We start from the raw sequence: 23,831 nt of genomic DNA, 5'->3' as shown, positions 1-23,831 counted from the left end.
CCGCCCTCATCGGGCTTTGTCGTGAACACTACAGTACGCTCGCCCGGTCGCCGGGCACGACACCTGGAGGACGCAGCATGACGCGTATCCCCGCCACCGCCCTGGCACCCGAGGAGCGGCCGACCGACCCGCAGCGCTTCTACGAGGTCGGTGCCACCGCCGCCTTCGCGTCCGCGGCAGACCAGCGGTTCAGCTATTCGCTCTACATTCCGCGCGCGTCCGAGGTCCGTCGCACGGAGGTCGCGGTGCTCGTGCACGACACGATGCGTGCGGTCGAGAGCTACCGCGCAGCGTTCGCCGAGTGGTCCGAGCGCACGGGCGTCGCGCTCCTGCTTCCGCTGTTCCCGGCGGGCATCGGTGCGCCGTTCGACCTCCACGGGTACAAGTACCTCGATGCGCACGGGGTGCGATACGACTCGGTGCTGCTCGCCATGCTCGACGAGGCGTCGGCGCATTTCCACCTCGACGTCGACCGCGTCCTGCTCTTCGGGTTCTCGGGTGGAGGACAGTTCGTCCATCGCTTCGCGTTGCTGCATCCCGAGCGGGTCAGAGCCGTGTCGGTCGGCGCGCCCGGGGGTGTCACCCTGCCCGGCGATCATCGTGGCTGGTGGGTGGGCACCGCCGACACGGCCGACCGTTTCGGTCGTGCGGTCGAGCCGTCGGCGCTGCGCGGGCTCCGCGTCCAAGCGCTGGTCGGCGAGGCCGACCTCGACACGTGGGAGGTCTCGGATCCGCGCCTGCGTGCGAGCCCGTACTGGATGCCGGGTGCCGATGACGCAGGGCGCGATCGGGTCGCTCGGATGGCCTCGCTCGCCGATGCGCTGGAGCGTGTGGGTGCGGTCGTCACACGGACGACCGTGCCGGGCGCCGCACACGACCCGTCGGCGATGTTCGGGCCGGCGATGACCTACTTCGACGGCATCCTCGCCGAGGATGCGGGGGAGCGCGCGTGAGCGGGAGCTGGACCGGGCCACGGCTGGTCGTTGCGGAGGGGGCGACCCCTCGCGACCGAGGGCGCAGCCACGGCGAGCAGACCGCCGACCTCATCGCCGAAGCCATCGACGCCTACAGCGCGTCGTTCTCGTACACACACGGGCTCAGCTGGCGGGCCGTGACCGAACGCGCCGCGCTCTGGATGCCGCAGATCAGCGGGCTCGCCCCGCATCTGGTCGAGGAGATGGCCGGCATCGCCGACGCCGCCGGCGTCGATGTGCTCGACATCCTCGCCCTGAATGCGCGCGGCGAGATCGTCTACGACCCGACGTTCACCAAGATGTCGGCCGACGATGCGCCCGAGGCCGACGGGTGCTCGTCGTTCGCGATCACCCGGGCGCCCGACGGTCACGTCTACGCGGGACAGAACTGGGACTGGCGCGAGACCGCCGCACCCACGGTGATCGCCCTGCGCATCGTCCAGCCCGGGAGACCGACGGTCATCATGCAGGCCGAGGCGGGCCAGATCGGACGCCAGGGCGCGAACGCGGCGGGGATCGCGCTCAATGCCAACGGGCTCGGCGGCCGGTTCGGCGCTGCCGTCGGCATGCCGCAGGCCATCATCCGTCGGCTCATCCTCGACAGCGCGCGTTTCTACGATGCGCTGCGGGTGCCGTTCGCGCTTCGTCAGCAGATCGCCGCGAACCTGCTGCTCACCCATCGCAGCGGTTTCGCGATCGACCTCGAGACCACGCCGGGCCGTCACCGCTGGGGGTACCCCGACGAGGGGCTGCTCGTGCACGCCAATCACTACGAGTACGGGGTGCCCGAGCAGCTCGGCGACGACTACCGCCCGTTCGCGGTCGACTCGTTGTATCGCTCGCCCAGACTGACCGAGTTGCTGCGTGACGGGCTCCGATCCGGGCGCGAGGTCGCCGACACGGTCGAGCGCGCCCTCAGCGACCATTTCGGTCATCCGCACGGGCTGTGCCGCCACCCCGATCCGGAGGAAGCAGAACCGGTACGCTCGATGACGATCGCCTCATCGCTGGTCGACCTCACCACGGGCCGGTATCGAGTGGCGATCGGGCAGCCCTGCGCCGGCCGGCTCGACCCGCTGCCCTGGAACCTGTACGACGGATCAGCCGAGAGCCTGGCCGGCGCGGGCATCGCAGCGCACGAGCACGACGACGGATGCCTCTGCGGCGTCTGAGGAGGAGGTCCAGATGGGTGAGCGCAGCGCGCGGGCCTGGCGAGCACCGGCCGAGGGCGACGCATCCGACCTGATCCGCGAGCCGGAGCACCTGGCCTACGCCTCGGCTCGGGCGCTGCGCTCGGCGTTCGAACAGGGACGGGTCACGCCACGCGAGGTGCTCGACGCGCAGCTCGAGCGCATCGACCGGCTCGACGGCGCCGTCGGAGCGATCACCGACACGCTCGTCGACGACGCGGTCCGCGCGGCGGACGAGGCCACCCGTCGCTACCGCGACGGCACGGCCCGCCCGCTCGAGGGTCTTACCGTGGCCGCGAAGGAGGAGCAGCCCATCGCGGGCGAGCCGCTGACCCTCGGCACCCTCGCGGTGCCGCCGGTGGTGCCCGACCGCAGCCACCCCATGATCGAACGGATCGTCGCCGCCGGGGGCATCGTCCACGCGCGCACCACGACGCCCGAGTTCTGCGCGGCCGGCGTGACGCTCTCCGAGCGGTGGGGTGTGACACGCTCGCCGTGGAACCGCGACACGTCGAGCGGGGGATCGTCGGGCGGCTCGGGTGCCGCGCTCGCCGCGGGCTTCACGACGCTCGCGACCGGTTCGGACATCGCCGGATCGATCCGCATCCCGGCCGCATTCTGCGGCGTGGTCGGCTACAAGTCGCCCTACGGGCGGGTGCCCGGCCTCGCACCGGCGAACCTCGACACGTACTGTCACGACGGGGTGATGGCCCGCTCGGTCGACGATGCGGCCCTGCTCTACGACGTGGTCTCCGGCCGCCATCCCGACGACTGGGCGAGCGTCGACGGTGAGCTGCTCGCCGACGCGGCGACGCGTCCGCTCGCCGGGCTCCGCGTCGGCGTCTGCACATCGCCCGGCGACTACCCGGTCACGGCCGCGGTCAGCGCGGGCGTCGAGCGTGCGGTCGCTTCCGTGCGTGCGGCCGGGGGTGAGACCCTCACCGTCGAGCTGCCCTGGAGCATGACGGAGATCACCGAGGCGGCCTTCGCGCACTACGGCACGATCATGGCGCCGTACATCCGGGCCGAGCTCGGCGACGGCTACGACGAGGCGCAACCGTACACGCGCGACTTCGTGGAGACGAGCGAGCGCATGCTCGCGAAGCTCGGTGCATACGGCCCGGTGGCCGCCGAGGCGGAGCTGCAGGCGACGCTCAGCACGATCTTCGCCGAGGTCGACGTGCTGATCGTGCCGACGGTCACGGTCGCCGGGCTCGACGCCGAGCGCATCCCGAGCACCGAGCACGTCTTCGACGGCACCGCCCACGAGCTCGTGCACCACCTGCAGATCCCGCTCACGATCCCGTTCAACCTCGCGAGCCGGAGCCCCGTCTTCGCGGTGCCGACCGGGCACCTCGCCGATGGCGTGCCCACCTCGGTGCAGGTCGCCGGGCCGGCGTACGCGGAGCGCGTCACCGCTGCGGTCGCCGGTGCGGTCGAGCGGGGTGCGGGGCTCTACCGAGACGCCTCGACCAGGCCGGGGCTCACCGCACGCGTGTGACGGGCGAGCGGCCCGGTCGTGCCGTAGCCTCCGATGCCGGTACGCCGACGACCATGCCGCCGGCGAGCCGGCTTCACCCGCTCCCGGTCAATGGGCGAGGATCGGCTGCTCGTCCGAGGCATCCGAATCGTCCGAGGCAGCCGAATCGTCCGAGGCATCCGCCGCGGGCCGCCGCACGAAGCAGGCCAGCACGACCGCGCCGAGCGCGATGATCGCACCCGTGAGGAATGCCGAGTGGATGCCGCTCGCGGTCGCCTCGACCGCGTCGACACCGCCCTCGAGACCCGACGCGAGCCCGAGGGACATCATGGTCACGAAGAGCGCGGTGCCGGCCGCCCCGGCGAGCTGCTGCACCGTGCCGACGATCGCGCTGCCGTGGGGGTACAGGGGGCGGGGGAGCGAGCCGAGCGCGGAGGTGAGCAGCGGGGTGAACACGAAGCCGAGTCCGAGGTTCAACGCGAGGTGCACGGCGATGATCCACCAGACGGGCGTCTCGACGCCGAAGGTCGTCATTCCCCACAGTGCAGCCGCGGCCACGACCATGCCCGGGATGACCAGGGGGCGCGGACCGAACCGGTCGAACAGCGAGCCGACGACCGGCGCGATCACGCCCATGAGCACGCCGCCCGGCAGCAGCATGAGCCCGGTCTCGAGCGTCGAGAGCCCGAGCACCTGCTGCAGGTAGATGGGCAGCAGCACGAGCGTGCCGAACATGGCCCCCATGGCGACGACGACGAGCACGACGGCGAGTGAGAACGAGCGCGACGTGAAGGTGCGGAGGTCGAGCAGGGCGCGGTCCTGACGCTGCAGGAAGAGCTGCCGGAGGACGAACGCCACGAGCGCCAGGGCGCCGACGACGATCGGGATCCACACGGGGATGGGAGCGTGGCCGGTCGCGGCCTCGCCGATGCTGGCGAGGCCGTAGATGAGCCCGCCGAACGCGAGCGCCGAGAAGACGACCGAGATGACGTCGAACCGCACACGCTTCGGCACGGTGACGTTCTTGACCCAGATGGCGCCGAGCACGATGGCCAGTACGGCGATGGGCAGCACGATCCAGAACATCCAGCGCCAGTCGAGCGCCGACAGGATGACGCCGGACACGGTCGGGCCGATCGCGGGCGCGACCGCGATCACGATCGAGATGACGCCCATCATGCGGCCGCGGTGCGTGGGCGGCACCACGTTCAGCACCGTCGTGAACAGGAGAGGCATCATGATCGCCGTGCCTCCCGCCTGGATGATCCGGCCCGCGAGGAGGATCTCGAAGCCGGGCGCCAGCGCGGCGATCAGCGTGCCGGCCGCGAACAGACCCATGGCGGTGAAGAACACGGCGCGGATGTTGAAGCGTTCGAGCGCCCAGCCCGTGAGGGGGATGACGACGGCCATGGTCAGCATGAAGCCCGTCGTGAGCCACTGCGCCGTCGCGGCGGTGATGTCGAGGTCGGCCATCAGCCGCGGCAGCGCCACGCTCATGATCGTCTCGTTCAGGATGACGACGAACGCGGCCGCGACGAGCAGGGCGATCACGGGTCCGGTGCGGGGCGCGGGGGCGGTCGCGGGCAGGGATGCGCTGGGAGCGGCTTCGGCGGTGGTCACCAGGGGGTCCTTCGAGGGTTCGGATGTCTCGGGCGCGCCATTGCCCACGAGCTGCGTCCTCGATTATGGCAGAGTGTGCCAACATGGCGCGAGCTGTAGGATTTCGCCCATGGCGGACGACGAACCCGACGACCCATCCGGTGCCCCGCTCGGCCTGCGAGAACGGCGCCGCCAGGAGACTCTGCACCTGATCTCCGACGCGGCGCTCGAGCTGTTCGAGCGGCGCGGTGTCGCCGGCACGACCGTCGACGACATCGCGCATGCGGCGGGTATCTCACCGCGCACGTTCTTCAGGTACTTCGCGACGAAGGAACACGCGGTCTTCGTCGACGACGAACAGGCCGAGCTCGTGATGCACGAGACGCTCGCCGCGATCCGCGACGGCGCGCCGGTCGGTACCGCGCTCGAGAGCGGATGGCTGCGCCTGCTCGACGACTTCGCCGACGACGACGCCCTGCGCGAACGGGTGCTGCGCACCAGGAGGCTGATCGCCGCCGAACCGTCGCTGCTCGCGATCGCGCTCCAGCGGGACGAGGAGCACGTCGGCACGCTCTCTGCCGCCGCGGTCGCCGCGACGGGCGACGAGAGCGACGCGCTCACGGCGCGCGCGCTCGTGTCGATCGTCGCCACGACCTTCCGGCTCGCGTTCGACGAGTGGGCGCGTCGCGCCGAGGCGGATGTCGCGGCCGACGTCCGTGAGATCTACCTCGAGCTGCGCCGGGGGGTCACCGCGTACGCGGCTCAGCTGCTCCGCTGAACGAGCGGTCCGCGGAGCTCGAGCATCGAGACGGGCAAGACTTGAGTCGAGGAAGCTCAACTTGGTATCCTGTCAGCAAGTTGAGTCGAAGTGACTCAATATCTTCGATGAAGGGAGCACTCATGGCCACCACCTCATACGACCCGTTTCGTGACCTCGACCGCATGGCGTCTGCACTCTTCGAGACGCGCCGCGGCCCGCGACGCATGCCGATGGACCTGTACCGCGACGGCGATCACTACGTCCTGAGCGCGGACCTGCCGGGCATCGACCCGGGCTCGGTGGATATCGACGTCGACGGTCAGCTGCTCACGATCCGGGCCGAGCGCAGCCTGCCGGCCGGCGAGGGCGTCAAGTGGATCGTCCGCGAGCGTGAGGCGGCGTCGTACCTCCGGCAGCTCAACCTGGGTCAGGGGGTCGACACCGACCGCATCTCCGCGACCTACTCCAACGGCGTCTTGAGCGTCACGATCCCGGTCAGCGAGAAGGCGAAGCCACGGAAGATCTCGGTCGAGAGCGCCGACTCGGTCGGCACGCTCGTCCAGCCCGAGCAGCGGCAGGACCAGCCGTCAGTCGAGGCCTGACCGTCGCTGCGCACCGACACGAACGCCCCTCCCTCGGGAGGGGCGTTCGTCGCGTCGTGCCGATCCTCCGCGGGCGGGCCTGGGCCAGCCTGGGCTGGGGCGAGTCGGCCGACGAGGTCAGCCGGGTTCGGCTCCTGCGATGGTTCACCCGAACGTGACGCAGTAGGCCTCGGCGCCGGTATCGAGGAATTCGATCTCGAAGAGACGGTCGACGATCGGACCGGGCTGCCGGATCAGCTGATACGTGTTCTGGTCGCGGACGAGGCCTGTGCCGTCGGCTGCCACGTCGGTGCCGCGTCCGGCGCCCGGTAGACCGCCGGCCAGAAGTGATTGTCGAACGACTGCCAGACGGCGTACTCGCTGTCGACGGCGACCGGGTACTCGATGCCGAGCTTCGCGGTCTGCTCGGTCACGTTGCCGAGCACACGTTCGAAGCCGAACTCGGGCGTGTGCACGCCGACGATCGACAGCCCGGCGCCGGCGTACGTCGCGTGCCACGCGCGCAGGTAGGGGAGCGTGCGCAACCAGTTCACGCAGGTGTAGGTCCAGAAGGCGTCGTGCGAGCTCGCGTGCGAGCTGCACGGCGATCGAACCGACGCCACCGGCCGCACCGTGGACGAGCACGCGCTGCCCGGTGTGCAGCCCGCCGTGGGTGATCAGTCTCTGCCACGACGTGAGGCCCGAGATCGGCATGGCCGCTGCGGTCACGAAGTCGACCTGTGCGGGCAATGGCGCGAGATTGCGCGCTTCGACGGCCGTGTACTCGGCGAGCGAGCCGTTGCGCGTCCAGTCGGTCAGGCCGAACACGCGCTGACCGATCGTGAGTCCTGTCGTGCCGTAGCCGAGTTCGACGACGACGCCGGCGAGCTCGTGGCCGGGCACGCTCGGCGCTCGATCGTGGCCGTTGCGGTCGGCCCACGTGCCGGGCCAGGTCAGTTCGCCGGCGGTGAAGCCGGCGGCGTGGACCTCGACGATGACATCGTCTCGGCGGCGTGCGGATGGTCGATCTCGGTGAGCGTCATGGACTCGGCGCCGGCATCCGGATCCGACGCGGTGATGGCCGCCCGTGAGGGTGCCGGTGGGGTGGTGGGAGGAACCGCAGCTGTTCGTGTCCGAGGTGCGAGCCGCGTTCCGACCGTTGCGCTGAGCGGGCCCGGAGGCTCGCACTGATGAGGCCCGGAGCGGTGTCGGCGGGCGGGGCTAGCCTTGACGCATGGTCTCGTTCGCCGACAAGCCGCTGCTCGGGCCCCTGACGGTCGAGGAGTGGGAGACGTTCCTCGCCGACGACCCGCCGGAGGGTGGCGTGCGTCTCGTGCTGCGCAAGAAGACGTCGTCCGCGCCGGGCATCGCCTACGCCGAGGCGCTCGACGTGGCGCTCTGCTTCGGCTGGATCGACGGGCAGGTCGCCCGCGTCGATGACGACTACGTGGCGCAGGCGTTCACCCCGCGACGGTCGCGTAGCCCGTGGTCGCAGATTAATCGCGAGCACGTGCAGCGGTTGATCGACGCCGGGCGCATGCGCCCTCAGGGGCACGCCGAGATCGAACGCGCGAAGGCCGATGGCCGCTGGGACGAGGCCTACCGCATGAGCACGGCCGAGCCCGAGCCCGACTTCCAGGCCGCGCTCGACGCGAACCCCGAGGCATCCGCGTTCTGGGCGACCCTGAGCCGTTCGAAGCGCTGGCCGTTCCTCTTCCGCGTCATGGGCGCCAAGCGGCCCGAGACCCGCGCTCGCCGCATCCAGCAGTTCATCGAGATGCTCGCCAACCACGAGACCTTCTGACCGACGAAAGTGACGGTAAGGATCGCCCTTACGTGCAGTTTCTCCTAAACTGCAAGTAAGGAGGCAGTGTGATGTCACTTGCAGGGACGTTTCAACCCTCGGAGCGGCTTCCGGTTCCGGCGGCTGGGCGAGAAGACCGAATCTGGACCGTCAATCCGGACCTGGGGTACAGCAGGTCCGAGCGGCTCGCCGGCTCCGGTCCGTATCAATCAAGCATCCCAGCAACGATCGCGGACTACTCACCGACGTTGAACGCCGAGCTTGTCGCTGATATCGAGGATGCCGCGCGTGCGCTCGCGGGTTTTGACCGGCACAGTTCGGCGACGCTCGGTGCAGACAGCCCGACGCTTGGTCCGATGAGCATGATCCTTCTCCGGACCGAGAGTGCCTCCTCGTCTCAGATCGAGCACCTCACCGTAGGCGCCCGTCAGCTCGCGCTCGCCGAACTCGATCAATCGCAAAGCTCGAACGCCCGGACAGTGCTCGCGAACGTGCACGCGATGGAAGCGGCGCTCGAACTCGCGGACCATCTCGACGAGCGCAGCATCTTGGCGACGCACGATGTCCTGCTTCGAGGTCAGCCCGGGTGGGACCAGCATGCTGGGCGGTACCGCGACCAGCTCGTCTGGATCGGTACGTCGCGCTCCTCGCCGAGGAACGCAGCCCACGTCGGGCCACAGCACGAACTCGTGCCTGCGGCGATCCGCGATCTGGCTCGATTCATGGCGCGCGAGGACCTGCCGATCCTTTTGCAGGCCGCCATCGCGCACGCACAGTTCGAGCTGATTCACCCGTTCGTGGACGGGAACGGCCGCACCGGTCGCGCGCTCGTCCATGCCATTCTTCGCGGGAAGCGCCTCTTGACGAGCACGACCGCGCCGGTGTCCGCGGGCCTGCTCACCGACACCCGTGCCTACTTCGATGCGCTCACCGCGTACCGGGCGGGCGATGCACGACCGATCGTCGAAAGCTTCACCTTCGCGGCGAGGTTCGCGGCCGTCACCGGCGCGCGCCTGGTCGACGACCTCGCGGGCGAGCTTGAAACGTCACGACTCCAGCTCCGTGGACTCCGCAAGCAGTCCGCCGGGTGGCGGGTGCTTCCGCAACTCGTCGCGCAGCCAGTGATCAATGCGAAGTACCTCACCCAACATTTCGGCATGAACGAGTCGGCCGCGCAGCGTGCGCTCGGCCAGCTCACCGAGGCCGGCGTGCTCCAAGAGACCACCGGCTTCCGACGCAACCGAGTTTGGCAGCACGCCGGCATCCTTCGTGTGCTCGACGGTTACGCCGAGAGCTTGATCCGCCGCTGACGCCGCCCGTCGCGGGTACCCCGTCAGGCCGGGTCCCCATGCCGGCGGTCGAACTCGGGACGGATCTCGGCTACGTCGCCCACTTCGACGCGCATCAACTCGACGAGGCGATGACCCCTCTGCAGCCACCGGTCGTCCGGGTGCCAGTCGATGCCACGTCGTTCCCACTCGTCGTACCAGTGGCGTAAGCCGTCAGTCAGCGATGAAGACAAGCCGTAATCGGCCGGACTCTTCGTGTACTTCCCGCTGAAGCTCTCCCAGAGCGGCCACGGGTGGCAATGGTCCGGAAAGACCCGGATGACTCGTCGTCCGTCTGGAAGCAGAGGTTCCTCGCCGCGCTGTGACTTGGCCATGAGGTAGCGGTCCTGCATCGCGGCCCTCATCCGCCACTCGGTGGGCGTTGTGGGAATGCTGTTGTAGTCCATGCCCGAGATCCAGACCAGGCCCCGACCATCGCTCTCGGAGTCGACCACGAGCGCGATCGACCACAACCGGCCGTCGGCGCTGGCAAGGTTCGCCGCCTCGAGGACGTCATGGATCTGCGCGTCCAGGAAGTCCAGCGTGGTCACCGCATTGGCGGCACCGTCGAAGACGTACAACCGGAATCGAGGCGCTGAGTTCTCCCAGCTCGAATCTCGTTCGTCCACTTCGAGCACCCGCATCACCGCAGGCTACCCGGACGTCCGTGATGGAACACCCCCTCGCTACCTCGCTGGCACTCAGCGTTCGTCGCGACCGGCCTGACCCGAACGCGACGGGCCTGGAATCGAACAGGCCCGGCCGGTTCACGACCAGGGCGACATCGAGATCGTCAGGAAGTAGAGCGCGAAGCCGCAGTAGGCGAGCCAGGACGCCGTCGTGAGGATCGTCGTCGCGAGGATGAGCTTCCAGGCGCCGACGCGCTCGCGGATGGCGTGCCGCTCGGATCCGACGACCCGGCGCGAATAGATCGAGGGCACGTTGACCACGATCGCGAGCGTGCCCGCGACGAATGCGAACGTACCCAGGGTCATGAGGCTCCCCGACAGCCCCGTTGCGCTCGGCCGCTCGGCACCCCAGGGGACGCTCAGCGCGATCACCACGATCAGGAAGGTCAGCATCGCGATCGCGTTCACGAGCGAGGCGCGCTGCCGGAACAGACCGAACCGGATCGCGTCGTCACTGTGTGCCGGGTCGCCTTCGCGGTGGGGTCGTGTGCGTCTGGCGCTCACCTCGCGCGCGACGAGCGCGATCGCCGTGTACGGGATCGCCACATACGACGCGAAGATGCCGAGGTACATCGTGGCGACGACCGCGGGCGTATACCCGAAGACCACGAAGCCGAATCCGAGGATCAACAGCGTGATGACCACGGCCGCCAGGGCGCTCGGGCGGCGGTCGGTTCCATCTCGCGTGGTCATCGTGTCGGACGTCGCCTCGGCCATCGTGTGCTCCGTTCGTCAGCCCTTGCGATCATGCCAGAGCCACGGGCGCCTCAGGCGGAGCCGTCGGGGGGCCAGGCTCGATCGACGAGTAGGCGCAGCCCGATGCGCGCGAGCATCAGCGTGGCGATGAGCAGCGTGACCGAGAAGAACCCGCCGAGGTGCACGGCGTCGCCGAACAGCACATCGGTGAGCCAGAGGATGAGGAACTTGCTGCCGGCGCCGAGGAGCAGCAGCGTCGCCGCATGCAGCACCGTGCCGACGCGGGTGCGGGCCGCGCGCACGCGCGCGAGAATGCCGGACTTCAGGAACGCGATGACCTCGAGTGCGACCTTGAAGAGCACGGCCGTCAACAACGAGACGACGAACGACTCCGCGATGATGTCCGGAAAGACCTGTACGAACAACGCCAGCACGACGAGGTAGACGAAGACGTCGACGACATCGACCGCGCGAAGACGCATGTGCGGGAGGTCAGGCTACGCGTCGGCGATCGACAGCAGCACGTGGCCGCTCGAGACGGTGGCGCCCATCTCGGCGTTCACGAGGCCGATCACGCCGTCTTTGTGGGCGACGATCGGCTGTTCCATCTTCATGGCCTCGAGCACGAGCACCAGGTCGCCCTTGACGACCCGGTCGCCCTCGGCGACCGCGACCTTCACGACGGTGGCCTGCATGGGCGCGGTGACGGCGTCGCCGGTCGCGGTGTCGACCGAGTGCGACCCCCCACGACGTCGCGGCGCGGGGCCGGCGGCCTTCGCCGTGCCGGTACCACCGGGCTCGCCGATGAGCTTCTTGGGCAGCGAGACCTCGATGCGGCGGCCGGCGACCTCCACGACCACGGTCGTGCGTTCAGCCGGGCCGCGCACGTCGGTCGGCTCACCCGTCCACGGTTCGAGCCGGTTGTCGTACTCGGTCTCGATCCAGCGCGTGTAGACGGAGAACGGCGTGTCGCCGTCGGGCGCGAACGCGGCGTTCCGCACGATGTCACGGTGGAACGGCAGCACCGTCGGCAGGCCGGTCACCTCGAACTCGTCGAGGGCGCGGCGGGCGCGGGCGAGCGCCTCGTGGCGGTCCTTGCCCGTCACGATGAGCTTGGCGAGCAGCGAGTCGAACGCGCCTGAGATCTCGTCGCCCGACGTCACGCCCGAGTCGACGCGCACGCCGGGGCCGCCGGGGAAGCGAAGCTGGTGCACTGGGCCGGGGGCGGGCAGGAAGTTGCGGCCCGGGTCCTCGCCGTTGATCCGGAACTCGATCGAGTGCCCGGTCGCGACCGGGTCGTCGTAGTCGAGCACGCCGCCCTCGGCGAGCCGGAACTGTTCGCGTACGAGGTCGAGCCCGGTGACCTCTTCGGAGACGGGGTGCTCGACCTGGAGGCGCGTGTTCACCTCGAGGAACGACACCGTGCCGTCCTGGCCGATCAGGAACTCGCAGGTGCCGGCGCCGACGTAGCCCACCTCGCGGAGGATGGCCTTCGACGCGTCGTACAGCGCGGTGATCTGCGCCTCGGTGAGAAACGGTGCCGGCGCCTCCTCGACGAGCTTCTGGTGCCGGCGCTGCAGTGAGCAGTCGCGGGTCGACACCACGACGACGTTGCCGTGCTGGTCGGCGAGACACTGGGTCTCGACATGGCGCGGCTTGTCGAGGTACTTCTCGACGAAGCACTCGCCCCGGCCGAAGGCCGCGACCGCCTCACGGGTCGCCGAGTCGAACAGCTCCGGCACCTCCTCGCGCGTGCGGGCGACCTTGAGGCCGCGGCCGCCGCCGCCGAAGGCGGCCTTGATCGCCACGGGAAGGCCGTGCTCGTCGACGAACTCCAGCACCTCAGCGGCATCCGCCACGGGGTTGAGCGTGCCGGGCGCGAGCGGCGCGCCCACCTTCTCGGCCACGTGCCGCGCCGACACCTTGTCGCCGAGCCGCTCGATCGCCTCGGGCGACGGACCGATCCAGATCAGGCCGGCGGCCATCACGGCGCTCGCGAACTCGGGGTTCTCGGCGAGGAAGCCGTAGCCGGGGTGCACCGCGTCCGCGCCCGAGCGCCGGGCGACCGAGAGGATCTTGTCGATCACGAGGTAGGTCTCGGCGCTGGTGGCGCCATCGAGCGCATAGGCCTCGTCGGCGAGCTTGACGTGCCGGGCGTCGCGATCCTGGTCGGCGTAGACGGCGACCGAGGCGATTCCGGCGTCGCGAGCCGCACGAACGACGCGGACGGCGATCTCTCCGCGGTTGGCGATGAGGACTTTGGTGATGCGCGGCATGATCCCCAAGCCTATTCGCGGCCGGGGGCGCGCATTTGGACGACCCATACAAAAACCGGTCGAGCCTCTTGCGGGCGGCGACAATCCCCGCGTCAGCGCGCGGCGCTCCAGAGGTCGGTCCAGGCGACCCCGAGCTCGCGAACGAGCTCGCGCAACGTCGAGAGTGAGAGCCCGACGACCGTCGACGGGTCGCCCTCGACGCGCCGGATGAACGGCCCTCCCAGGCTGTCCACCGTGAATGCGCCGGCGACCTTCAGCGGTTCGCCGGAGTCCACGTAGGCGTCGATCTCGCGCTCGTCGAGTTTCGCGAAGCTCACGGAGGCGACCGCGGGACGTCCGACCGCCCCCTGCGCCCGTCCACCGCGGTGATCGATCAGCCAGTGGCCCGACCACAGCTCGCCCGTCGCCCCGTTCTGCCGGTGCCACCGTTCCCGGGCGACCTCGGGACGGTGCGGCTTGCCGTAGATGCGCTCGCCGAGGAGGAACGCCGAGTCTCCGCCGAGCACGAGACCGTCGATCGGTTCGCCGCCGGGCCGCGCGTCCAGCACGGCCTCAGCCTTGGCCTGCGCGAGCACCTGCACGAGCTCGTGCGCCGCAAGCGGGCCGCGCGCGGCCTCGATCTCGTCGACGAGCGCCTCCTCGTCGACGCCCGGCGAGAGCGTCACCGGTTCGATGCCCGCCTGTCGCAGGAGCTGCAGTCTGGCCGGTGAGGTCGAGGCGAGGTAGAGACGCATGAGCCCATCCTGCCGCGCCCCGGCCGGACTATGAAAGCATCGAAGGATGCCCCGCACCCCACGCGCACGACGATCCGCCGCCCGACGTCCCGCGCCCGCACCAGCCCTCGACGGACCGGTGCTCGAGCTGCAGGTCGACCGCATCGCCCACGGCGGCGTCGCGGTGGCGCGGCATGACGGCCGGGTGGTCTTCGTCGCGGATGCGATCCCGGGCGAACGGGTGCGAGCGCGCGTCACCGATGCGGGCAAGGACCGGTTCTGGCGTGCCGACACCGTCGAGGTGCTCGACGCCTCGGCAGACCGGCGCGAACACGTGTGGGCCGAGGCATCCGTCGACCGCGCCCCGGAGCGCCGCGCCGGCGGCGCAGAGTTCGGCCACATCCGGATGTCTCGCCAGCGCGCGCTCAAGGGCGAGGTGTTGACCGAGGCAATGCAGCGCTTCGCGCGACTCGAACGCGAGGTCGAGGTGGAGGAGGTGGCCGCCGAACTCGCGCCGGGCGCCGACCCCGAGGCGGGAACGGGCTGGCGTACGCGCGTCCGCCTGCATGTCGACGACGATGGGCGGGTCGGCCCGTACGCGGCCCGCAGCCATCGCGTCGTCCCCGTCAGCGACCTGCCGCTCGCCGTCGAAGCACTCCGCGAGCTGGCCCCACTCGCTTCGAACCTGCCCGGAGCGGGCTCGATCGACCTGATCGCCCCGAGTGCGGGGGAGGCCATCGCCGTCGTCGATCAGCAGGGCGCGGGGCCCGTCGTGCACGAGGTCGTCGACGGACGCGAGTTCGCGCTCGACCGCGGGGGCTTCTGGCAGGTGCACCGGGGCGCCGCCGCGACGCTCAGCCGCGCGGTCCGAGAGCTCGTCGACGGCGCCCGGTTCGACCCCGGTGCCGCGAACCTCGACCTCTACGGCGGCGTCGGCCTACTCGCCGCCGCCGTCGGCGACCGGTTCGGCGAGACCGTCAGGATCACGAGCGTCGAGGCGGACCCGCGGGCCACGGACCACGCGGCCGCAAACCTCGCCGACTGGATCGGCGCCCGCGCCGAGACCGGCCGGGTGGACCGCTGGCTCGCCGACCTCGAGACCTCCGCCGATCGCGCGATGCGCGACCGCCTCGCGGCGGCGACCGTCGTGCTCGACCCGCCGCGGTCCGGCGCCGGCAGGGCGGTGGTCGAACGCCTCGCGGCGCTGCGGCCCGCGCAGCTGGTCTATGTCGCGTGCGACCCTGTCGCACTCGCGCGTGACATCGGAATCTTCCGCGAGCACGGCTACGAGTTGGAGGCGATCCGGGCCTACGATCTGTTTCCCAACACGCACCATGTCGAGGCCGTGGCCCGCCTAACCGCTATCGTGTGAACGTTGGAGGGGGAACACTTGGCCGGGGACACCGCAGCCGCCGACGCATCGAAGGGTGCGACCGTCGCGATCGTTGACGACCACGAGGCGGTCCGGCTCGGGCTACGCGCCGCCTGCCGTGATGCCGGGTACGACGTCGTCGCCGATGCCGCCGGCGTCGCCGAGCTGATCGACGCGCTCGACGGTGGATCATGCGACGTCGTGGTGCTCGACCTCTCCCTCGGCGACGGCACCGCCGTGACCGACAATGTGCGCGCCGTGCTCGCCACGGGCAGCGCCGTACTCGTGCACAGCATCGCCGACCGAGTCGCCGCCGTTCGTGAGGCGCTGGCGGCCGGCGCGGCCGGTGTGATCCCGAAGGCGTCGCCCATGTCCGCCGTGATCGCCGCGATCGCGACCGTGGCGCGCGGCGAACCGCTCAACAATGTCGAGTGGGCGAGCGCGATCGAGGCGGACCGCGAGTTCGCCAAGGCGCAACTCGGGCGACGTGAACGCGATGTGCTGCACCTGTACGCGTCCGGTCTGCCGCTCAAGCTCGTCGCGCTGCAGCTCGGCATCGCGCACTCGACCGCTCGCGAGTACCTCGACCGCATCCGTGCGAAGTACGTCGAGGTCGGCCGGCCCGCGCCGACGAAGGTCGATCTCCTCCGTCGTGCGGTCGAGGACGGCATCCTCCCCGGTCTCGACGGCGATGCCGGAGATGTCCGCACCTGAGATGCCGGTGGCGCGTCCGACGACGCGTCGCCGGGCGGTGAGCCGCGCGCAGGTCGAGACGGTCTCGGCGCGTGCGCTCGGCATCGCCGGCCTGGTGTTCTCGGCACAGACCGTGCCCGCCGCGCTCGAACAGTCCGCGGCGCTCACCGACGGCTCGGGCATCGCGCTCATGGCCGTGCTGTACGGCGCCGCCGTGATCGTCGCACTCGCGAGCCTCGTCAGGATCGGCGTTCGAGGCGTCGCCGCGGCGTACGCCGTGCTGTACGTCATCGCCCTCGCGGCGTGGCCCGCGCTCGTCGACGACCCCGCCGCGCTGGGCGGCGCGCAACCCTGGTTGTACTTCATCTGCACGGTGGCCACGGCGGCGGCGGTCGTCGCGTTCCCGGTCGGCGGGGCGATCGCGTACACGATCGCGGTGCCGTTGCTGTACGGCGTGGTGCGGCTGACGCCCGCCGGCGGCGAGGTCGGGCCGGCGCTCGCAGGCCTGAACGCCGTGTACGCCCTGATCCTCGGCGTGGTCGTGCTCGTCATCATCACGATGCTCAGGCAGGCCGCGGAATCCGTCGACGTCGCGCAGGAAGCGGCGCTGCAGCGCTACGACGTGGCGGCCCGGCAGCACGCGACCGAGATCGAGCGCGTGCGCATCGACGCGCTCGTGCACGACTCCGTGCTCACCACCCTGCTCTCGGCGGCCGCCGCGGAGACGGAACAGGAGCAGTCGCTCGCTGCGCGCATGGCAAGGGAAGCGGTCAAGCGGCTCGACGAGGCCGGCACCCCAGGGCCGAGATCGCCTGACCGCGTTCCGTTGACCGCACTCGTCAGGCGCCTGCAGGCCGCGACGACGACGCTCGTGGCCCCGTTCCGCGTGCACGAGGCCGACGTCGATGGGGTCGAGCTGCCCGTCGAAGCGGTCGAAGCGCTGTTCACGGCGGCCGCGCAGGCCATGGTCAACAGTGCACAACACGGCGAGGTGGAGGGCCGTACGGTGCTGCGGGAGGTGCGCGTGACCGGCCTCTCGAGCGCGTCGTGCCGCATCGACGTCGTCGACGACGGTGCCGGGTTCGACCCCGCGACCGTGCCACGGGAACGGCTCGGCCTTCGCGTCTCGATCGAGGAGCGTATGACGAACGCCGGCGGCACGGCGCACATCGAATCCCGGCCGGGTGCGGGCACCCGCGTCGTCGTGGTCTGGCCGGGTCCGGTGTCGGGTCCGGGGGCCGGCGCTCGCGCCGACCTCGCCGACGATCTGGAGTCGGGAGGCGAGGCATGATCACCGTCCCCCGATGGCTCATGCTCGTGCTGGCCGTCGCATTCTCGGCGTATCACGTCGTGCTCGGCGTCTCATCGCTCGAGATCCCGGAAGACCCGCGCCCGGCGATCGTCGCCCTGGTGCTCTACGCGGTCGCGACGGTGCTGAGCCTCTGGCCGGTCGAACGCATGCGCATGCCCGACTGGCTGGCTGCGTTCGACCTCGGGGTGAGCATCGCGATCCCGCTGCTCGTGACCAGCCAGCTCGATGCCGGGGCCGACAACGGGTACGCGACCTGGTACGTCGCGGCCGTCGGCACACTCATGACCATCGCTGCCGCTCGCCGGCAGCTCGCGATCGCGTGGATCGGCGTCGCGGCGCTCGCGGTCCAGACCGTCATCTGGGCCGGGTTTCCCGCACTCGGGGCCCTCGGCGTGGTCGGCAGCATCGTGTGGATCGCGATCGCGCACATGCTGACGGCGGCGCTCGCGAATGCGGCGCGCGACGCCAGGCGCTACGCGCTGGCCGAGCGGGAGGCTGCCGCGTGGCAGGCTGCGCAGGATGCGCACGTGTTCGAGGGGCGGATGCGTCTCGCGCACACCAATCGCATCGCGGCGCCGATGCTCCGGCGCATCGCCGACCGGAACGGGGTGCTCACCGACGATCAGCGGCTCGAGTGTCGCATGCTGGAGGCCGCCATCCGTGATGAGATCCGCGGCCGGATGCTGCTCACCGACGTCGTCCGGCTGGAGGTGCAGCGTGCGCGCGAACGCGGCGCGATCGTGACCTTGCTCGACGAGGGCGGCATCGACGACCTCGAGGAGCCGGCCCGCGACCGTGTGCTGTCCCGGCTCGCCGAGGCCATCTCGGGATCGAACGCCGACCGGATCATCGCCCGTACCGCCGCCGACGGATCGGCGATCGCGGTCACCGTGGTCGGTCTCCTGGTTCCGGACGGCCCGGTGACGGTCGCCGGCGATGCCGAGGACGCCGAGGTCGAACTCTGGCTGGAGATCCCGCGGGAGGCCTGACCCTTCGCGCCGATGTTTCCGCTGGTGCAGTGCGTTGCCGGCCAGCCGCCCGCGGCAGGGAGAGCGCCCGAGCCGCACGTCCCGCGTGCATCGTGCCGCCCGCGGCGGGACGAGTGCCCGAGCCGCGCGTCCCGCGTGCATCGTGCCGCCCGCGGCGGGACGAGTGCCCGAGCCGCGCGTCCCGCGTGCATCGTGCCGCCCGCGGCAGGAAGGTGACCCACCACCAAGCCGCGACAATCAACACAGAGAAAGGGGGCCGGTCGATGACCGGCCCCCTTCAAGCCCGAGTCACGGCGACAACCCGAATATCGCCCTGACTCGCCCCATATTCTTCGCGAGGCCGGTTACCCGTCCGGCGTTCGCGGTCGGCTCCGAAGAGCCTGCATCTTTATCTTGGGGCACCTGGTCCGACGCAGATAGTCGTCATTTGGGGGGACAGGATGAGGACATCACCGTCCCCATGAACTCCACCGACCGGGGCCGGGCTGGAACGGCGTGCGCGTGGCGCCTGCCGCGCGCACCCAGCGACCGGTGTCGCGCGGCCTGGCCGGGGCCTCGGGCGCGGCGCCGCGATCGGCGAGGACCGCCACGAGGACGGCGGTCACGGCCGCGGCCTCCTCGGCGGAGACGTCGGTGAGGAACCTCAGATCGGGTTCGTTCGTCTGCTCGGTCATCATGCCTACAGCGGGATATTCCCGTGTTTCTTCGGCGGCAGACTGGCCCGCTTGGTGCGAAGCGTCCGCATCGCCTTCACGATCGCCACGCGCGAGGCCGACGGCTCGATGACGCCGTCGAGCTCGCCGCGTTCGGCCGCCAGGAACGGCGAGGCCACGTTGTAGGTGTACTCGTTCGCGAGCCGCGTCCGCACCGCGGCGACGTCTTCGCCGGCCTCTTCGGCGCGCTTGATCTCGGCGCGATAGAGGATGTTCACTGCGCCCTGGCCGCCCATCACCGCGATCTCGGCCGTCGGCCAGGCGAGGTTCAGGTCGGCGCCGAGCTGCTTGGAGCCCATGACGATGTAGGCGCCCCCGTACGCCTTCCGCGTGATCACCGTCACGAGCGGCACGGTCGCCTCGGCGTAGGCGTAGAGCAGCTTCGCGCCGCGCCGGATGACGCCGGTCCACTCCTGGTCGGTGCCCGGCAGGTACCCGGGGACGTCGACGAGGGTCAGGATCGGGATGCCGAACGCGTCGCAGAAGCGCACGAACCGGGCTGCCTTCTCGCCGGCGGCGATGTTCAGCGTGCCGGCCATCTGGCTCGGCTGGTTTGCGATGATGCCGACCGAGCGGCCGTCGATGCGCGCGAACCCGACGATGATGTTGGGGGCGAAGAGGGGTTGCACCTCGAGGAACTCGCCGTGGTCGACGACGCCCTCGATGATCTGGTGCATGTCGTACGGCTGGTTCGGCGAGTCGGGGATGATCGTGTCGAGCCTGCGGTCGTCGTCGGTCACCTCGAGGTCGACGTCGGTCTCGTAGACCGGCGCTTCGGTCATATTGTTGTCCGGCAGGTAGGACACCAGCGACCGGGCATAGTCGAGCGCGTCCGACTCGTCGTTCGCGAGGTAGTGCGCGACTCCGGAGACCGTGTTGTGGGTGAGCGCGCCGCCGAGTTCCTCGAACCCGACTTCCTCGCCCGTCACGGTCTTGATCACGTCGGGACCGGTCACGAACATGTGGCTCGACTTGTCGACCATGATCACGAAGTCGGTCAGTGCGGGGGAGTACACCGCGCCGCCGGCGGCCGGGCCCATGATGATCGAGATCTGGGGGATGACCCCCGAGGCAGCCGTGTTCCGGCGGAAGATCTCGCCGTACTTTCCGAGCGCGACGACGCCCTCCTGGATGCGCGCGCCCCCCGAGTCGAGAATGCCGATGATCGGCACGCCCGTCTTCAGGGCGAGCTCCATGACCTTGATGATCTTCTCGCCGGCGACCTCGCCGAGCGATCCGCCGAAGATGGTGAAGTCCTGCGAGTAGACCGCGACCTGGCGGCCGTGAATCGTGCCGGTGCCGGTGACCACCGCGTCGCCGTACGGCCGGCGCGACTCCATGCCGAAGGCGTGCGTGCGGTGGCGGACGAACTCGTCGAGCTCCACGAACGAACCGGGGTCGAGGAGCTCGGCGATGCGCTCGCGCGCGGTCATCTTGCCCTTGGCGTGCTGCTTCTCGATCGCCGCTTCTCCGGAGGCCGTCACGGCTTCGTGGTAGCGGCGCTTCAGGTCGGCGAGCTTGCCGGCGGTCGTGGTGAGGTCGGGGCCGTCGTCGATCGGTTCGGTCACGCGGTTCACTCTACCGGCGCCTCTGCTCGCCCCTTCGTTGAGGGTTTCCTACAAATCGAGGGCGGACACTAGCCTGAATCCCACACGTGCCGAATCCGGCACATGCTCTGGAGGTGACATGGACTGGGAGCGCTCCCGGGCTGTGGTCCCCCGTCTCGAGTTCCTCGAGCAGGCGGGATCGACGAACGACGAGCTGCGTGTCGCAGCAGGCGGGCCGGATGCCTCGGGCTGGCCGCATGGCTCGGTCATCGTGACCGACGATCAGGTCGCCGGCCGCGGCCGGCTCGGCCGGACCTGGCTCGCGCCCTCGGGGAAGACGCTCGCGATCTCGGTGCTCATCCGTCCCGCTGACCTCGCCGGGACCCTGCCGACCGCATCGTATGGCTGGTTGCCGCTGCTCGCCGGAGCGGCGATGACCGAGACGGTGCGCGGTGTCGTCGAACGGGCGGCGTCCGCGGCGGATCCCGAGGACCGGAGCGGTGGACTCGACGTCGTGCTGAAGTGGCCGAACGACGTGCTCGTGTCGGGGTTCAAGGTCTGCGGCATCCTCTCCGAGCTGCTCTCCGACGGCGGCGTGATCATCGGCAGCGGGCTCAACCTGACGCTCGACGAGCACGACCTGCCGACCCTCACCTCCACGTCGCTCCTGCTCGCGACCGGGCAGCAGCCCGATGCCGATGCGGTGCTCGCGGACTACCTCGAACGTCTGCTCGGGGCGATCGAACGATTCGCGGCGCATGACGGGGACGCGGTCGGCAGCGGGCTGGCCGATCAGGTCGCCGGGCTCTGCGGGACCCTCGGGCAGGACGTGCGGATCGAGCTTCCCGGCGGAGCCGAGTTGCTCGGCACCGCCGAGCGGATCGACCGTGACGGGCGGCTCGTGGTCCGAGACCACGAGAACGGTGAGCCCCAGGCTGTCGCCGCGGGCGATGTGACCCACCTGCGCTATTAATGGGCGTATGAGCCGCCGCCCCGAACCCGAGGCATCCGACCCGCGCGCGTCTGCGCCCGGTCTGTCGGTCCCGACGGCCATGCCGGCGGCTCCCGAACGTGTCGTCGCACGGTTCCGGCGCCACGCCCGCGTGCTGATCCTGCCGGTCCTGCTGCTCATCGCCGTGGCCGGTGGCGCGGTCTACGCGCTGCTGACCCTGACGGAGGTCTGGCAGCTCGTCGCGGTCGGGGCCGGTGCGGTCCTCGTGGTGCTGCTCGGCACGCTGCTGCCGTTCTTCGCCTGGCTCACGCGCCGGTGGACGCTCACGACGCGACGCATCATCCAGCGCTCAGGGGTGTTCGCGCGCTCTCGGCAGGAGTTGCAGCTCCACCGTGCGCATGAGGTCTCCGTGCGGCGCACGCCGGGTCAGCGCATGTTCGGGGCAGGCGACGTGCGCATCACGACGGCGCATGAGCGCCCGCTGGTCCTGCATGATGTGCCCGCGCCGCTGGCCGTGCAGGCCGCGCTCGACGAGCTCATCGACCGGTCGCACCGCGACGCGGTCGCCGTGCGGCGCAACGATCCGCCGGACCCCGACCTCGAGACGGTGATCTGGGGCACGCGCTGACTCCAGCGTGGGCCGGAGGGGTCGCAGAAGCGCGTACAGTGGTCGGGCGGCGATCGCGTGAACCCGACGTGGGCCGCGAGAGAGGTACACGTTGGGCGAGTGCATCCACGGTTTCGATGATGGTCTGTGCGCCATCTGCTTCCCGCCGAAGGCGCCTGAGCCGCCGGCCGTCGCTCCGGCGAAGGCACGTGCGACGCCACGCGCGGCATCGCGGACGACGAGCACCACCGGCCCCGCCGCACGCGCACGGGCCACACGGACGCCGGCGCGCGGCTCCCGGCTGAGCGACGCACCTGCGGTCGACCCGGCGAAGCTGCGCGTCTACCACCTCACGCACCTCGACAACCTGGCCCGCATCCTCGGCGCCGGCGCCGTGCTGGCCGACGCCGGAGACCCGCCGGCCGCCCCGGTCGTCGACATCGCGGCTCCGGCCGCTCGCGACTATCGCCGCGCGGCGACCGTGGAGGACGCGGAGACGACGCTGGCGGGCTACGTCCCCTTCTTCCTCAGCGTCGACGCGCATTTCTGGGTCGCGATCCGCGACGGCGAGGCCGACCCGCGGCTCGCACCGCCGGCCGCCGGCGAGCCGCGCGCCGCGGCCGACTTCGTCCTGCTCGTGAGCTCGGCCGGGCAGGCGCTGGGTGCCCGCGCCGGCCTCGAAGGCCAGGTCGTCGCCGCGACGTCCGACGCGTCGCTTCCCGGAGCGGAGCTCGCGGTCGGCTGGTACGAGGCCGAACGGGTGCTGCGCCGCATGGCGGTCGACGACGACGGGCTCGCCGCGGGCGAGTTCCTCGTCAAGGATGACGTGCCGCTCGAACGCATCCAGCTCATCGCCGTCGCGAACGACCGGGTCCGCGACCGCGTTCGCGCCGCGCTCTCCGCCGTGGGCGCGAAGACGCGGGTCGCGGTCTACCCGCCCTGGTTCCAGGCCTCCGAGGCCTGATCCGCCCGGGCGTCGGCCGCCGGCGCCCGGTGCACCGGCAGCGGCTCGGGCGGCTCTTCGAACAGCGCCCGCTGCGCCTCTTCGACGCGCGCGAGGTTCGACAGCCCGTCGGCGCGATGGTGCCCGAACACCCAGTACCGGTACAGCAGGAACCGGAATGCGGTGCCCAGGCCGAGACCGATCACGTTCGACGCGATGTTGTCGGCGAGCAGGCTCGTGTAGCCGAGGACGTGATGGCTGACCCAGAGACAGCCCAGCGAGATGGCCATTCCGCCGAGCGAGACCGCGACGTACTCGGCGAACTCGCGAAGGTAGTTGCGCCGGCGGTGATGCCGGAAGGTCCAGTACCGGTTGCCGATCCAGTTGAACACGATCGCGACCGAGGTCGAGATCGTCTTCGCGCCGATCGCGGACTGTGCCCAGCCGTCGTCGCCGAGCAGGCCGAGCCGCAGCGCATTGAAGAGCGCGACGTCGATCACGAGACCGAGCAGGCCCACCACGCCGAACTTCAACGCGTAGGTGATCAGGCCGTCCCAGGCCCGCCGGAGCAGGCCGCCCCTGCGCAGCATCACCGGGCCAGGATAGTCCCGCC

25 protein-coding genes and 1 pseudogene are annotated in these 23,831 nt (G+C 70.6%); 14 read left to right on the top strand and 12 right to left on the bottom strand.

Going from position 1 to position 23,831, the window contains the following annotated elements; all coding sequences use genetic code 11:
* Nucleotides 1-77 precede the first annotated feature (77 nt).
* The 3 genes from QU602_RS12445 to QU602_RS12435 are packed head-to-tail and all read left to right on the top strand — an operon-like array spanning nt 78 to nt 3,665.
* Nucleotides 78-953 carry a PHB depolymerase family esterase gene (locus tag QU602_RS12445; protein ID WP_308796775.1) on the top strand — a complete coding sequence of 292 codons (876 nt, stop codon included), beginning with the start codon at nt 78-80 and terminating at the stop codon, nt 951-953.
* Nucleotides 950-2,146: a C45 family peptidase gene (locus QU602_RS12440; RefSeq protein WP_308796774.1), complete on the top strand. Its 1,197-nt coding sequence runs from the start codon at nt 950-952 to the stop codon at nt 2,144-2,146. Before QU602_RS12445 ends, QU602_RS12440 begins: the two co-directional genes overlap by 4 nt.
* A 13-nt stretch (nt 2,147-2,159) precedes the next feature.
* A complete protein-coding gene (locus QU602_RS12435; protein WP_308796772.1) occupies nt 2,160-3,665 on the top strand; it encodes an amidase in 1,506 nt (501 codons plus the stop codon).
* 87 nt (nt 3,666-3,752) lie between these two features.
* On the opposite strand, the gene QU602_RS12430 is transcribed toward QU602_RS12435, so the two are convergent.
* A complete protein-coding gene (locus QU602_RS12430) occupies nt 3,753-5,264 on the bottom strand; it encodes a DHA2 family efflux MFS transporter permease subunit (protein ID WP_308796771.1) in 1,512 nt (503 codons plus the stop codon).
* Between the two features lie 109 nt (nt 5,265-5,373).
* Between QU602_RS12430 and QU602_RS12425 the strand changes: the two genes are divergently transcribed.
* The gene (locus tag QU602_RS12425; protein WP_308796770.1) at nt 5,374-6,021 is read left to right on the top strand and encodes a TetR family transcriptional regulator; all 648 of its coding nucleotides are present in this window, start codon (nt 5,374-5,376) and stop codon (nt 6,019-6,021) included.
* A gap of 122 nt (nt 6,022-6,143) precedes the next feature.
* Complete coding sequence (locus QU602_RS12420) at nt 6,144-6,605, top strand: Hsp20/alpha crystallin family protein (protein WP_308796769.1); 462 nt, start codon at nt 6,144-6,146, stop codon at nt 6,603-6,605.
* Between the two features lie 144 nt (nt 6,606-6,749).
* Here the strand turns inward: QU602_RS12420 and QU602_RS19135 are convergent, their stop codons facing one another.
* The 3 genes and pseudogenes from QU602_RS19135 to QU602_RS12410 all read right to left on the bottom strand — a co-directional run.
* Nucleotides 6,750-6,890 carry a hypothetical protein gene (locus tag QU602_RS19135; protein WP_373692935.1) on the bottom strand — a complete coding sequence of 47 codons (141 nt, stop codon included), beginning with the start codon at nt 6,888-6,890 and terminating at the stop codon, nt 6,750-6,752.
* A complete protein-coding gene (locus QU602_RS12415; protein WP_308800271.1) occupies nt 6,839-7,207 on the bottom strand; it encodes a thioredoxin domain-containing protein in 369 nt (122 codons plus the stop codon). Before QU602_RS12415 ends, QU602_RS19135 begins: the two co-directional genes overlap by 52 nt.
* A gap of 181 nt (nt 7,208-7,388) precedes the next feature.
* Nucleotides 7,389-7,772 (bottom strand): annotated as a pseudogene (locus QU602_RS12410) (alcohol dehydrogenase catalytic domain-containing protein); the annotation flags it as partial.
* A 46-nt stretch (nt 7,773-7,818) separates the two neighbouring features.
* On the opposite strand from QU602_RS12410, the gene QU602_RS12405 reads away from it, so the two are divergent.
* Both QU602_RS12405 and QU602_RS12400 read left to right on the top strand, forming a co-directional pair.
* Complete coding sequence (locus tag QU602_RS12405) at nt 7,819-8,388, top strand: YdeI/OmpD-associated family protein (RefSeq protein ID WP_308796768.1); 570 nt, start codon at nt 7,819-7,821, stop codon at nt 8,386-8,388.
* A gap of 71 nt (nt 8,389-8,459) precedes the next feature.
* Complete coding sequence (locus tag QU602_RS12400) at nt 8,460-9,698, top strand: Fic family protein (RefSeq protein WP_308796767.1); 1,239 nt, start codon at nt 8,460-8,462, stop codon at nt 9,696-9,698.
* A 23-nt stretch (nt 9,699-9,721) separates the two neighbouring features.
* On the opposite strand, the gene QU602_RS12395 is transcribed toward QU602_RS12400, so the two are convergent.
* From QU602_RS12395 to QU602_RS12375, 5 genes are all read right to left on the bottom strand, one after another.
* Nucleotides 9,722-10,360: a hypothetical protein gene (locus tag QU602_RS12395; protein ID WP_308796766.1), complete on the bottom strand. Its 639-nt coding sequence runs from the start codon at nt 10,358-10,360 to the stop codon at nt 9,722-9,724.
* Nucleotides 10,361-10,483: 123 nt separating this feature from the next.
* Nucleotides 10,484-11,122: a hypothetical protein gene (locus tag QU602_RS12390; RefSeq protein ID WP_308796765.1), complete on the bottom strand. Its 639-nt coding sequence runs from the start codon at nt 11,120-11,122 to the stop codon at nt 10,484-10,486.
* A gap of 50 nt (nt 11,123-11,172) precedes the next feature.
* Nucleotides 11,173-11,583, bottom strand: coding sequence for a hypothetical protein (locus QU602_RS12385; protein WP_308796764.1), 411 nt, complete (start codon nt 11,581-11,583; stop codon nt 11,173-11,175).
* 15 nt (nt 11,584-11,598) lie between these two features.
* Nucleotides 11,599-13,377, bottom strand: coding sequence for an acetyl/propionyl/methylcrotonyl-CoA carboxylase subunit alpha (locus QU602_RS12380; RefSeq protein WP_308796762.1), 1,779 nt, complete (start codon nt 13,375-13,377; stop codon nt 11,599-11,601).
* 92 nt (nt 13,378-13,469) lie between these two features.
* Nucleotides 13,470-14,111 (bottom strand): Maf family protein, encoded by a 642-nt coding sequence (locus QU602_RS12375; protein WP_308796761.1) that lies wholly within the window; start codon nt 14,109-14,111, stop codon nt 13,470-13,472.
* A 46-nt stretch (nt 14,112-14,157) separates the two neighbouring features.
* Here QU602_RS12375 and QU602_RS12370 point away from each other — a divergent pair, with 46 nt between their 5' ends.
* Genes QU602_RS12370 through QU602_RS12355 form a run of 4 tightly spaced genes read left to right on the top strand, consistent with a single transcriptional unit; the run spans nt 14,158 to nt 18,456 of the window.
* The gene (locus QU602_RS12370; RefSeq protein ID WP_308796760.1) at nt 14,158-15,462 is read left to right on the top strand and encodes a class I SAM-dependent RNA methyltransferase; all 1,305 of its coding nucleotides are present in this window, start codon (nt 14,158-14,160) and stop codon (nt 15,460-15,462) included.
* Between the two features lie 18 nt (nt 15,463-15,480).
* Nucleotides 15,481-16,176 (top strand): response regulator transcription factor, encoded by a 696-nt coding sequence (locus QU602_RS12365; protein ID WP_308796759.1) that lies wholly within the window; start codon nt 15,481-15,483, stop codon nt 16,174-16,176.
* A complete protein-coding gene (locus QU602_RS12360) occupies nt 16,163-17,446 on the top strand; it encodes a sensor histidine kinase (protein WP_308796758.1) in 1,284 nt (427 codons plus the stop codon). Before QU602_RS12365 ends, QU602_RS12360 begins: the two co-directional genes overlap by 14 nt.
* Nucleotides 17,443-18,456: a hypothetical protein gene (locus QU602_RS12355; RefSeq protein WP_308796757.1), complete on the top strand. Its 1,014-nt coding sequence runs from the start codon at nt 17,443-17,445 to the stop codon at nt 18,454-18,456. The genes QU602_RS12360 and QU602_RS12355 overlap by 4 nt, the downstream gene beginning before the upstream one ends.
* Nucleotides 18,457-18,905: 449 nt before the next feature.
* Here the strand turns inward: QU602_RS12355 and QU602_RS12350 are convergent, their stop codons facing one another.
* Nucleotides 18,906-19,133: an acyl-CoA carboxylase epsilon subunit gene (locus tag QU602_RS12350; protein WP_308796756.1), complete on the bottom strand. Its 228-nt coding sequence runs from the start codon at nt 19,131-19,133 to the stop codon at nt 18,906-18,908.
* A 2-nt stretch (nt 19,134-19,135) separates the two neighbouring features.
* Nucleotides 19,136-20,725 carry an acyl-CoA carboxylase subunit beta gene (locus tag QU602_RS12345; protein ID WP_373692934.1) on the bottom strand — a complete coding sequence of 530 codons (1,590 nt, stop codon included), beginning with the start codon at nt 20,723-20,725 and terminating at the stop codon, nt 19,136-19,138.
* Nucleotides 20,726-20,855: 130 nt separating this feature from the next.
* On the opposite strand from QU602_RS12345, the gene QU602_RS12340 reads away from it, so the two are divergent.
* The 3 genes from QU602_RS12340 to QU602_RS12330 all read left to right on the top strand — a co-directional run bounded on the left by QU602_RS12340 (nt 20,856) and on the right by QU602_RS12330 (nt 23,239).
* Nucleotides 20,856-21,689: a biotin--[acetyl-CoA-carboxylase] ligase gene (locus QU602_RS12340; protein WP_308796753.1), complete on the top strand. Its 834-nt coding sequence runs from the start codon at nt 20,856-20,858 to the stop codon at nt 21,687-21,689.
* A 7-nt stretch (nt 21,690-21,696) separates the two neighbouring features.
* Nucleotides 21,697-22,296 carry a PH domain-containing protein gene (locus QU602_RS12335; RefSeq protein WP_308796752.1) on the top strand — a complete coding sequence of 200 codons (600 nt, stop codon included), beginning with the start codon at nt 21,697-21,699 and terminating at the stop codon, nt 22,294-22,296.
* A gap of 91 nt (nt 22,297-22,387) precedes the next feature.
* Nucleotides 22,388-23,239, top strand: a complete 852-nt coding sequence (locus QU602_RS12330; RefSeq protein WP_308796751.1) for a DarT ssDNA thymidine ADP-ribosyltransferase family protein — start codon at nt 22,388-22,390, stop codon at nt 23,237-23,239.
* Here the strand turns inward: QU602_RS12330 and QU602_RS12325 are convergent.
* Nucleotides 23,206-23,808, bottom strand: a complete 603-nt coding sequence (locus tag QU602_RS12325; RefSeq protein ID WP_308800168.1) for a GtrA family protein — start codon at nt 23,806-23,808, stop codon at nt 23,206-23,208. The genes QU602_RS12330 and QU602_RS12325 overlap by 34 nt on opposite strands.
* Nucleotides 23,809-23,831 lie beyond the last annotated feature (23 nt).

The sequence above is a fragment of the Agromyces protaetiae genome, assembly GCF_030866785.1.
Lineage (GTDB): Bacteria > Actinomycetota > Actinomycetes > Actinomycetales > Microbacteriaceae > Agromyces > Agromyces silvae.
The sequence above is the reverse complement of the archived record's forward strand: the minus strand, read 5'-3'. Positions and strand labels throughout refer to the sequence as shown.